This window comes from Pseudomonas sp. ANT_J12, from assembly GCF_008370045.1.
In the GTDB taxonomy this organism is placed as follows: domain Bacteria; phylum Pseudomonadota; class Gammaproteobacteria; order Pseudomonadales; family Pseudomonadaceae; genus Aquipseudomonas.
On sequence record NZ_VOBN01000013.1, the window covers coordinates 139926 to 150657 of the forward strand.

General features: G+C 62.7%; 8 protein-coding genes and 1 pseudogene. 3 read left to right on the plus strand and 6 right to left on the minus strand.

Annotated features, from left to right (window positions below):
• Positions 1-55: 55 nt before the first annotated feature.
• The 3 genes from FQ192_RS23575 to FQ192_RS23590 form a co-directional block, all read right to left on the minus strand.
• Positions 56-1627 carry a collagen-like triple helix repeat-containing protein gene (locus FQ192_RS23575; protein ID WP_149660704.1) on the minus strand — a complete coding sequence of 524 codons (1572 nt, stop codon included), beginning with the start codon at positions 1625-1627 and terminating at the stop codon, positions 56-58.
• A 626-nt stretch (positions 1628-2253) separates the two neighbouring features.
• On the minus strand, positions 2254-3108 hold the full coding sequence (locus FQ192_RS23585; RefSeq protein WP_149660706.1) for a MaoC family dehydratase: 855 nt from the start codon (positions 3106-3108) through the stop codon (positions 2254-2256).
• A 2-nt stretch (positions 3109-3110) separates the two neighbouring features.
• Positions 3111-4463, minus strand: a complete 1353-nt coding sequence (locus FQ192_RS23590; protein WP_149660707.1) for a 3-oxoacyl-ACP reductase — start codon at positions 4461-4463, stop codon at positions 3111-3113.
• A 342-nt stretch (positions 4464-4805) separates the two neighbouring features.
• Here FQ192_RS23590 and FQ192_RS23595 point away from each other — a divergent pair, with 342 nt between their 5' ends.
• Both FQ192_RS23595 and FQ192_RS23600 read left to right on the plus strand, forming a co-directional pair.
• Entirely contained in the window at positions 4806-6083 is a 1278-nt protein-coding gene (locus FQ192_RS23595; protein WP_149660708.1) for an acetyl-CoA C-acetyltransferase, read from the plus strand.
• Positions 6084-6340: 257 nt separating this feature from the next.
• On the plus strand, positions 6341-7132 hold the full coding sequence (locus tag FQ192_RS23600) for a helix-turn-helix transcriptional regulator (RefSeq protein ID WP_149660709.1): 792 nt from the start codon (positions 6341-6343) through the stop codon (positions 7130-7132).
• 146 nt (positions 7133-7278) lie between these two features.
• Here the strand turns inward: FQ192_RS23600 and FQ192_RS35105 are convergent, their stop codons facing one another.
• The 3 genes and pseudogenes from FQ192_RS35105 to FQ192_RS23610 all read right to left on the minus strand — a co-directional run bounded on the left by FQ192_RS35105 (position 7279) and on the right by FQ192_RS23610 (position 9581).
• Positions 7279-8046, minus strand: a complete 768-nt coding sequence (locus FQ192_RS35105; protein ID WP_372242359.1) for a methyl-accepting chemotaxis protein — start codon at positions 8044-8046, stop codon at positions 7279-7281.
• Between the two features lie 90 nt (positions 8047-8136).
• Positions 8137-9225: pseudogene (locus FQ192_RS35110) on the minus strand (cache domain-containing protein); the annotation flags it as partial.
• A 113-nt stretch (positions 9226-9338) separates the two neighbouring features.
• A complete protein-coding gene (locus FQ192_RS23610) occupies positions 9339-9581 on the minus strand; it encodes a hypothetical protein (protein ID WP_149660711.1) in 243 nt (80 codons plus the stop codon).
• A gap of 90 nt (positions 9582-9671) precedes the next feature.
• Between FQ192_RS23610 and FQ192_RS23615 the strand changes: the two genes are divergently transcribed.
• Positions 9672-10565, plus strand: coding sequence for a PA4780 family RIO1-like protein kinase (locus FQ192_RS23615; RefSeq protein ID WP_133839310.1), 894 nt, complete (start codon positions 9672-9674; stop codon positions 10563-10565).
• Positions 10566-10732 lie beyond the last annotated feature (167 nt).

The window sequence follows — 10732 nt, forward strand, 5'->3', positions numbered from 1 at the left end:
CCTCCAACCAAGCGTAGGCGCTGCAGGTAAGGCCGTCGAATCGGCCAGGTGCAATTCAGCGTTTGTTACCGCTCAGGCCACCCAACAGGCCGCCGAGACCACCGGTTGTGCCGGTGCTGCCGGTGCCGCTAGCGACCAGCCCACCGACCGCGCCAACGGTAGCGCCGACGGTGGTGACGGTGTTGCCGACAGCGGCTACTACCGGGTTGGGCGCGGCAGCGGTAATGCTGCTACCGACGCCGCCGACCGCTCCACCGACCTGGCTGAGCAGACCAGTGACCGGGGCGCCGAGACCGGTGGTGCCACCCACTTGTTGAGTGAGGCTGGTGACGCTGCTGGTGACAGGATTCAACGCAGTACCGATCACGCCTGCGACGCTGGCCAGCGGTGCGGTTGGGCCGAGGTTGGGAGCACTCGAGCCGCCGAGTGCGCCGCCAATCGATGCCACCGTGCCGCCTATGGCGCCCAGGTTCACACCGCCGGCACTGACAACGGAGCTGGTACTGCCGGCGTTCAAACCACCGCCGACATTCGCCACGGCACCGCCGACTGTTTGCAGCAACCCGGTGCTGCCCAAGCCACCCAGACCGCCGCCCGTCCCTGCACCGGAACTCGCCACCAGGCCGCCCGCCGAACCCACGGAGGTGCCCAGGTTAGTCAGCGCGCCGCCCGCGGTGTTAGTCACCGCATTGCCATTGCCTGCCGCCGTCACTTTGCTGCCCAGACCGCCCACGGTGCTGCCGACCTTGTCGACCAGGCCATCGATTGGGTTGCCCAGGCCAGTGGCGCTGCCGACTTTGCCGGTCAGGCCTTCAGCCAGCGTGACCACCGGCACCAGCACCTTATTGCCCACGCCGTTGGTGACGGAGCCCAGCGGCCCGGTGCTGGTGGCGATGTTCAAGGTATCGCCGAGCATGGTGACTTTTTCACCGACATCGCCGAGCACCGGGGTGACTTTGCTGACGACGCCGCCGACCAGGGGAATGCTGCTGGTGGCCGTGTTCAGTTTGCTGCTCAAATCCGTCACGCCGTTACCGGCATCGGACACCACGTCGCCGACGACTGCCGTGGTTTTACTGAGGGCTTGCGGGTCGCTGCCCAATTTGCCCAAGCCATTGGCGAGATCGTCACCGACGGTGCTGACCACATTGCCGGTGGTGTTGACCGCGCTTTGCACCACGCCGCCAACCACCGGAACCGTGCTCAGGGAATCGCCGATCTGCCCGACGCCATTGCCCACGCCGCTGACGGTTTTGCCGACGTCCTGGACCAGCGTGCTGGTCACCAGTGGTGCAGGCCCGCCGGGATTGGTCGGGTTGGTGGGATCAGTCGGGTCTGTCGGATTGGTTGGATTGGTTGGATTGGTTGGATTGGTTGGGTCGGTGGTGCCTCCCGTGCCGCCAGTGCCTCCGGTCCCGGCCGTTCCATCCGTCCCGCTCGCACCACCGGTGCCGCCACCCGTACCGCTGGTGCCGCCGCTACCCGTTCCCGCCGCACCCGCCGCGCCATCGGACGAGCTGCCGGACGTGCTGTGATGACCGCCACCGCCGCTGCTGCAACCGGCCAGGCCGAGGGAGAGGACCAACGCCAAAGCTGTTGCCGACTTGCACCACACTTGAGTTTTCATGAGAGTCATTCCTTGCACCTGTTACAACGTTCGTTGTCTTCGATGGCTTGCCGATCTGTCGCCGGCAATGCCTTCGTCCGTTGTGCACATCACAATCCAGGGCGTGCTTTGAGGCCATTCTCAAGTTGGTATTAACGCCTTTATACAAGGCGCAGGAATGCTGCCTAAGGGTTAATACCTTGGGTGTGGGTCGAGAGGGGAATTCGTTTTAAATCAATGAGGATGGTTTGGACGCAGGCGAGTAATGGCGGGGGAGAGCACTTAAGTTATATACACAATTGACCATGGTCCCCCGACACCTGATCGTTCCCACGCTCTGCGTGGGAAGGCCTCAACGGACGCTCTGCGTTCGGCTCTGAAGGGACGCGGAGCGTCCCGGGCTGCATTCCCACGCAGAGCGTGGGAACGATCATCAGGCCACCGGCCGCCAATGCCCGACCATATGCTCCAACTCCCCGGTGCCGACCAACTGCAAATCGCCACTCGGCGCCGCCGCACGGGCCAGCCACTGACCTGATCGTTCCCACGCTCTGCGTGGGAATGCCTCAACGGACGCTCCGCGTTCGGCTCTGAAGGGACGCGGAGCGTCCCGGGCTGCATGCCCACGCAGAGCGTGGGAACGATCATCAGGCCACCGGCCGCCAATGCCCGACCATATGCTCCAATTCCCCGGCGCCGACCAACTGCAAATCGCCACTGGACGCCGCCGCACTGGCCAGCAACGTCACTTCGCTGGGCAAGCGCACCGGTTTGCGAAACTGCACGGCAATCTCAATGTTCGCCGTCGGCAGATGATCGGCCAGCGCTGCCAGGGTCCGCGCCTTGTTCCACAGGCCGTGGGCAATCGCCGTAGGAAAGCCGAACAGCTTGGCGCTGGCCGCACTCAGGTGAATCGGGTTGTAGTCCCCGGACACCTTGGCGTATTGCCGGCCAATGTCCGCCGGGGCTTTCCAGCGCGCCACTTCCGTCAGCGCCAGCGTCGTCGCCAACTCATCCTCCACCGGCTCGCCCTCGAGCTTGACCCCGCGACACAGCATCTGGCTTTCGGCCTCCCACAGCGTGCCGAGTTGATCGTCCAGCGTCGTCACCAGATCGAACGTCGCGCCCTTGGCATGGGGTTGCAGGTTTTGCACTTGCACACTGACCCGCACACGGCCCACCCCGCCCATGGGCCGCAGCACGCGAATGCGGTTGCTCAGGTGAATCAGCCCCAACAGCGGAAAGGGAAACTCCCTGGCGGTGAGCAATTGCATCTGCAAGGCAAAGGCGAGGATGTGGGGATAGGTCGGTGGCAGCAGGCCGTTGTCCGCAAAACCACAGACCTTGCGGTACGCCGCCAGGCGTTTTGGATCGACGTCGAGCCAGCAGCGCAAACCGCTATCGGGCAGGGTGGTGCCGGTGATTTTTCGGCGCGTGGCCGCCCGCACATACAACCCGGGCAGGCTTGGTTCACGGTTGAGGGTGTGCCAGTCGATGATCATCGCTACGCTCCCAGAACACTTTGCCCACACACCCGCAACGCCTGCCCGGTAAACGCGCCGGTGCCCGGTTGCGCGAGCCAGGCCACCGCCTCGGCGACGTCTTGCGGCAAACCGCCCTGGCCCAGCGAACTCATGCGTCGGCCCGCTTCACGCAGGGCAAACGGAATGTGTGCGGTCATCTGGGTTTCGATAAACCCCGGCGCCACGGCGTTGATGCTGATCCCGCGCTCATGCAACAGCGGCGCCCAGGCTTGGGCCAGGCCGATCAGCCCGGCCTTGCTCGCGGCGTAATTGGTTTGCCCGCGATTGCCGGCGATGCCGCTGATCGAGGCCAGCAAAATCACCCGGCCGTTGTCGTGCAGGGTGCCGGCGTCGAGCAGGGCCTTGGTCAACACTTGCGGCGCATTGAGGTTGACCGCCAGCACCGCGTCCCAGAATTCCGGGGTCATGTTGGCCAGGGTTTTGTCGCGGGTGATGCCGGCGTTATGCACCACGATGTCGACGCCGTCGGGCAAGTGTTCGATCAACTGCGCGGCGGCATCGTCGGCGCAAATATCCAGGGTGATGCTGCGCCCGCCAAGGCGTGCGGCGAGGGCTTCGAGATCGGCCTTGGCCGGTGGCACGTCGAGCAGGATCACCTCGGCGCCGTCCCGGGCCAGGGTTTCGGCAATCGAGGCGCCGATGCCGCGAGCGGCACCCGTCACCAGCGCCTTGCGCCCGGACAGTGGCCGCGTCCAGTCTTCGACCGGCGTGTCGCAGGCGTTCAAGCGAATCACTTGCCCGGAGACAAATGCGCTTTTCGGCGAGAGGAAAAACCGCAGTGGCCCTTCCAGTTGATTCTCGGCGCCTTCTCCGACGTAGATCAGCTGCAAGGTGCCACCGCTGCGCAATTCTTTGGCGAGGGAACGGCTGAACCCTTCCAGGGCACGCTGGACGCTGGAGGCGATCGGGTCGCTCAAGGACTCCGGCGCCCGGCCCAGAATCACCAGGTGTGCACTGTGATCGAGGTTTTTCATCAGCGGCTGAAAGAACTCGCGCAGCTGTTTGAGCTGATCGGTTTGCACCAGGTGACTGGCATCGAACACCACGGCTTTGAGTTTCGGGCCGTGGCCGGGAATCCACGCGGTGGCCAGGGACGGCTCGGTGCCGTAGCTGTAGATTGCGTCGGTCAGGCGGTTGGCGAAGGCGCTGACTTTTTCTGTCAACGGTCCGCCACCCATCAGCAATGCGCCTTCGACCGGCCGCAGGCGCCCGGCCTGCCAGCGTTCCAGACGCACCGGCGACGGCAGGCCCATGGCCCCGACCAGGCGATGGCCGATGGACGAATTGGCGAAGTCGATATAACGGTCTGACATGGAACGCTCTCCGGCAGCTGGGGTTCAAAGTGTGGACCATGAATGGCGATCAGTCGTTCGATCCACGAGATAAGGCCTACGCTAGAACACAGGTGATTGATGTGTAGCAGGACTTTCGGGGAAATGCAGAACCTGTGGCGAGGGAGCTTGTGTGGCGAGGGTGGCTTGCCCCCGTTCGGCTGCGAAGCAGTCGGAAAACCATCCCCTGCGGTGTATTTGATGTATCGCGATTACGGGTTTGGGGGCGCTTCGCGACCCAACGGGGGCAAGCCCCCTCGCCACAGGCCACCCGTTCCCACAGTGGATCGCATTCATATTTGAATATTTGGAAAGGAGCATTTCATGACTCAGCTGCGCCGCGTCGCGATCATTGGCGGTAACCGTATCCCTTTCGCCCGTTCCAACGGGCCGTACGCCACCGCCAGTAACCAGGCGATGCTCACCGCAGCGCTCGAAGGCTTGATCGAACGTTTCAACCTGCACGGTTTGCGCATGGGCGAAGTGGCGGCGGGGGCGGTGCTCAAGCATTCCCGGGATTTCAACCTGACCCGCGAATGCGTGCTCGGCTCGCGGCTGTCGCCGACCACCCCGGCCTACGACATCCAGCAAGCCTGCGGCACCGGTCTGGAAGCGGCGCTGCTGGTGGCCAACAAAATCGCCCTCGGTCAGATCGAGTGCGGCATTGCCGGCGGTGTCGACACCACGTCCGACGCGCCAATCGGCATCAATGAAGGCCTGCGCAAAATCCTCCTGCAAGCCAACCGCGCCAAGACCACCGGCGACAAACTGAAAACTTTTCTGCAACTGCGTCCCGGTCACTTGATCCCCGAGTTCCCGCGCAACGGCGAACCGCGCACGGGCCTGTCCATGGGCGAGCATTGCGAGTTGATGGCCCAGACCTGGAACATCCCCCGGGCCGAGCAGGACCAACTGGCCCTCGAAAGCCATCAGAAACTCGCCGCGTCCTACGCCGAAGGCTGGCACAACGACCTGATGACGCCGTTCCTCGGCCTGACCCGCGACAACAACCTGCGCCCGGACCTGACCCTGGAAAAACTCGCCTCGCTCAAACCGGCGTTCGAGAAAAGCGCCAAGGGCACCATGACCGCAGGCAACTCCACACCGCTCACCGACGGCGCCTCGCTGGTGTTGTTGGGCAGTGAGGAATGGGCCAAGGAACGCGGCTTGCCGATCCTCGCCTATTTGCGCGATGGCGAAGCGGCGGCGGTGGATTTCGTCAACGGCGCCGAAGGCCTGCTGATGGCGCCGGCGTATGCGGTGCCGCGCTTGCTGGCGCGCAATGGCCTGACCTTGCAGGACTTCGACTACTACGAAATCCACGAAGCCTTCGCCGCCCAGGTGCTGTGCACGTTGAAGGCCTGGGAAGACCCGCAATACTGCAAAACCCGCCTCGGCCTCGACGCGCCGCTGGGCTCCATCGACCGCAGCCGCCTCAACGTCAAGGGCAGTTCACTGGCAGCCGGGCACCCGTTTGCCGCGACGGGCGGGCGCATCGTCGCCAACCTGGCGAAGTTGCTGGACGCGGCGGGCAAGGGGCGCGGGCTGATCTCTATCTGCGCGGCTGGCGGCCAAGGCGTAACAGCCATCATCGAACGCTAAGGCGCACGAAGCTAATGCGGGGAGGGCTTTTGTGGCGAGGGGGCTTGCCCCCGTTCGGCTGCGAAGCAGTCGTAAAACCATTACACGCGATTCGCCTGATGCATTTAGGTGGCAAGTTTTGGGGCCGCTTCGCAACCCAACGGGGGCAAGCCCCCTCGCCACAAAGGTTCGCTCCACCTTGGAGGATTGTGTTTGTCAGGGCGGGCAAGTTGGCCTAACGTCGCGTTATCTGCCGTCCTGCGACACAAGGCTCAACAATGACGTCCAACGGACAACTTTCCCTCGAACGTTCAATCCCGGCGCTAACCGCCTTACCGCGGCCACTGTTCGCCCGCGCCGAAAGCCTCAACGCTGGTTCCTGGACACCACCCCATCGCCACGATTGGGTGCAGTTCTCCTACGCCATCAGTGGCGTGCTCGGTGTGCACACCGCCGAGGGCAGTTTCTTCGCGCCGCCGCAGTGGGGCATCTGGATTCCCGCCGATCTCGAACACCAGGTGGTGACCTCGATGCGCGCCGAGATGCGCAGCCTGTATGTGCGACGTGAAGATTGCGCCTGGGCGGACGGGCGTTGCCGGGTGCTCGAAGTGACGCCCCTGGCCCGGGAACTGATCAAGAGTTTTTGCCTGTTGCCGGTGGAATATCCACAGGGCGACAGCCAGGAAGCGCGGCTGGTGAATGTGTTGCTGGATCAGTTGGCGAATCTGCCGGAAGTCGAGTTCTCGCTGCCGCTGCCCCGGCATGAACGCTTGCTCGGGTTGTGCAACGAGCTGATCGAGAATCCGGAGCTGAACGTGACGTTGCACGCGTGGGCGGGGCGCTTGGGCACGTCGGAGAAAACGTTAATGCGGCTGTTTCAGCGCGAAACCGGCTTGAGCTTTCGCGGCTGGCGCCAGCGTGCGCGGCTGCTGTCGTCGCTGAGTTTGCTGGAGGAGGGCGAAAGCGTGACCAATGCGGCGCTGGCGTGTGGGTATGACTCGACGTCGGCGTTTATTGCGGCGTTCAAGGGGTTGTTCGGGTTTACCCCGGGGGAATTGTTTCGGCAGTAATTGTGGCGAGGGAGCTTGCTCCCGCTGGAGCGCGAAGCGGTCCCAATTCGGTCAACGCGGTGTATCAGGTATTTCGCGTTTTCCGGTTTGCGACTGCTTCGCAGCCGAGCGGGAGCAAGCTCCCTCGCCACAGGTATCGGTGCGGATCAAGTCCTGAACCGACGAACCAACCCATCCAGCTCATTCGACAACCCGGCCAAACTCTGGGAATCCAGGCGTGCCGAGTTCGCCAGTTCCGCCACCAACTGCGCATCACCATGAATCTGGCTGATGTGCCGATTGATGTCTTCCGCCACCTGATGCTGCTCTTCCGCCGCCGTCGCAATCTGGGTGTTCATATCGCGAATCACATCCACCGACTCACGAATCAGCCCGAAGCTGCTGCACGCTTCGCCAATGCGCGTCACCGACTGCTGCGACACTTCCAGGCTCGCGTGCATCTGCTGCGTGACCTGGCTGGTGCGCTTGGCGAGGGTGCCGAGCAAACCGTCGATTTCTGCCGTGGAATCGGCCGTGCGTTTGGCCAGGGCGCGAACTTCATCCGCCACCACCGCAAACCCACGACCTTGTTCACCGGCCCGCGCCGCCTCAATCGCCGCGTTCAGCGCCAACAGGTTGGTCTGTTCGGCAATCGAGCGAATCGTCCCGAGAATCGACTGAATGTCATTGCTGTCGCGTTCCAGTTGCTGCATCGACTGCGCTGACGATTCGATTTCCTGACTCAGGCGATCGACGCTGGTCACCGCGGCATCGATCTGCTGCTGACCTTCGCGCGCCTGGCGTTGGCCACTGTCGGCCGACTCGGCGGCCTGGCTGCACGAACGGGCGACTTCGTTGGCGGTGGCGACCATTTCGTGGAACGCCGTGGACACCATGTCCACCGCTTCGCGCTGGCGCCCGGCGGCTTCGGCCATGTCGCTGGAGACCCGGGTCGAGCTCTGGGAAGTGGCGAGGATTCTGTTGGCGGCGCCACCGATGTTTTGAATCAGGTTACGGATCGCCGACAGGAACTGGTTGAACCAGCTGGCCAGTTGCGCGGTTTCGTCGCTGCCACGGATTTCCAGGTTCTTGGTCAGGTCGCCTTCGCCCTGGGCGATGCCTTCCAGACCGCTGGCCACGCTGCTGATTGGCCGCACAATGACACGGGCGAAACTGGCGCCGACGATGGCGAAGAACACCGCCAGTACCCCGGCAATGCCCGCGATCAACCAAGTTAGCTGAGTAACGGAGCTCATCACATCGGCTTGCTTGATCAGGCCGATAAAGGTCCAGCCCAGTTGCTCCGACGGCCAGACGTTGGCCATGTAGCGCTCGCCATTCAACTCGACTTCCACCAGGCCTTTGCCGGCCTTGGCCAGTTGCGCATAGCCCTCGCCGAGGCTGCCCAGGGCCTTGAAGTTGTGCTCCGGCTGTTTCGGATCGACCAGCACGGTGCCGCTGTTTTCCAGCAGCATCAGGTAGCCGGTTTCGCCGAGTTTGATCTGTTTGACGATTTCGGTGAGCTGCTTGAGCGTCACGTCGATGCTGACCACGCCGCCGTTGCTGCCCAACTTGTTATCGATGGTGCGCACGGTGCTGACGTACGTCGCGTCGTCCTGGGCCCAATAGTAGGCCTCGGTGCGGAACGGCTTGCCGGGCTTGGCCTGGGCAGCCTTGTACCAGGGGCGCTGGCGCGGGTCGTAATTGTTCAGTTTTGCGTCATCCGGCCAGGACACATAACCGCCGGCGGCGGTGCCGACGATCGCGTAGGCGTAGGACGGATGGCTGTTGCCCAGATCCTGGAGGAACGCGAAGACCTTTTTGTCCATCTCGCCCTGGGGAATGGACTCGGCGTTGGCGGCCATGTAGGTCTTGAGGCTGTCGTCGGTGTTCTTGATCAGCGGTTGCGACGCCAGGTAATCGACGTTCTGGCTGATGCCGTCGAAGAACAGCTGCATGGCATTGCTGACCTGGCGAATCTCGCGGCCGCTACCGTCGACGAAATTGTCCTTGGCATCGCTGCGCAAGTTCAGCACGACCAGGGTGGCGACCAGCACCACCGGTAAGCAGGCGATGATTGCAAACGCCCAGGTCAACTTCTGTTTGATGTTCATCCGCGCTCCAGATTTTCTTGTTGGCCCACGCAGTGCAGATGACTCGCGGATTATTGGCAGCCGAAAACGGTGTAGTGGGACTCGGTTCCTTGAGTACGGCCTCGTCTTTTTGGTCAGGACGATTGTCGGACAAATCCTTTTCTCTCTGAGGACTTCGGCCGAAAAAAGGGGAAATTGAGGCTCCTTGAGAAAAATCCGACAAATAGAAGGAATACGGATGTCAGCTTCTGTCGTAAATGCCCTTGCATCCCTTCGCCAACAAGTGCCGGCGGCTCGGCTATGATCTCCAACGGTCGTTGAGCGGCGGCGGATTTGCCGGAAAAATCCGGCACATTGTGTGCATCTGCAATGTTCATAGGTCGGCAACCCCTCCCCGAGGCGCGAGGATTGCCGTATAACGAATGACTTTCGCGTGTTTGGTAATAAAGGACCCACAATAAAAGCTGATGAAGACTCCAAAACGCATTGAACCCCTGATCGAGGACGGTCTGGTCGACGAGGTGCTGCGCCCACTCATGAGTGGTAAAGAAGCAGCTGTTTATGTGGTGCGCTGCGGTAACGAGCTACGTTGCGCGAAGGTCTACAAGGAGGCGAATAAACGCAGTTTCCGCCAGGCGGCCGAGTATCAGGAAGGCCGCAAGGTACGCAACAGCCGACAGGCTCGGGCGATGGCCAAGGGCTCCAAGTTCGGCAAGAAAGAAACCGAGGACGCCTGGCAGAACGCCGAAGTGGCGGCCCTGTTTCGTCTGGCCGGCGCCGGTGTGCGGGTGCCCAAGCCGTATGACTTCCTCGAAGGCGTACTGCTGATGGAACTGGTAGCCGACGAATACGGCGATGCCGCGCCGCGTCTGAACGACGTGGTGCTGGAACCGGACCAGGCCCGTGAATACCACACGTTCCTGATCTCGCAGATCGTGCTGATGTTGTGTACCGGTCTGGTGCATGGCGACCTCTCGGAGTTCAACGTGCTGTTGACCCCGACCGGCCCGGTGATCATCGACCTGCCTCAGGCAGTGGACGCGGCGGGTAACAACCACGCGTTCACCATGCTGGAGCGGGACGTGGGCAACATGGCCTCTTACTTCGGGCGGTTTGCGCCGGAGTTGAAGAAGACCAAGTACGCCAAGGAAATGTGGGCCCTGTACGAAGCCGGCACCTTGCACCCGGCGAGCATCCTGACCGGCGAGTTCGATGAACCGGAAGAGCTGGCCGATGTGGGCGGCGTCATCCGCGAAATCGAGGCGGCACGCCTGGATGAAGAGCGCAAGCAAGCGGTGCGCGCGGCGGATGATGCGCCACCGGGCAAAACCGAAGAGCCGCCTCCACCCTGGATGCAGTGATCGGTTAACAAAAAACCCGGCTTAAGCCGGGTTTTTTGTGGGACTGTGTTTTTGAGACCGTGGCGTCTGCATCGCGGGCAAACCTTGCTCCTACAGGGTTAGGCGTCGTATGGGATATCCCGGTCTGCGCAAACCCGTAGGAGCAAGGCTTGCCCGCGATGGCGTCA

Coding starts and splice junctions, on each gene's coding strand:
- FQ192_RS23600 (WP_149660709.1), top strand. CDS start 6,341: ATGACGTCCAACGGACAACTTTCCCTCGAACGTTCAATCCCGGCGCTA.
- FQ192_RS23595 (WP_149660708.1), top strand. CDS start 4,806: ATGACTCAGCTGCGCCGCGTCGCGATCATTGGCGGTAACCGTATCCCT.
- FQ192_RS23585 (WP_149660706.1), bottom strand. CDS start 3,108: ATGATCATCGACTGGCACACCCTCAACCGTGAACCAAGCCTGCCCGGG.
- FQ192_RS23610 (WP_149660711.1), bottom strand. CDS start 9,581: ATGAACATTGCAGATGCACACAATGTGCCGGATTTTTCCGGCAAATCC.
- FQ192_RS35105 (WP_372242359.1), bottom strand. CDS start 8,046: ATGGCCGAAGCCGCCGGGCGCCAGCGCGAAGCGGTGGACATGGTGTCC.
- FQ192_RS23575 (WP_149660704.1), bottom strand. CDS start 1,627: ATGAAAACTCAAGTGTGGTGCAAGTCGGCAACAGCTTTGGCGTTGGTC.
- FQ192_RS23590 (WP_149660707.1), bottom strand. CDS start 4,463: ATGTCAGACCGTTATATCGACTTCGCCAATTCGTCCATCGGCCATCGC.
- FQ192_RS23615 (WP_133839310.1), top strand. CDS start 9,672: ATGAAGACTCCAAAACGCATTGAACCCCTGATCGAGGACGGTCTGGTC.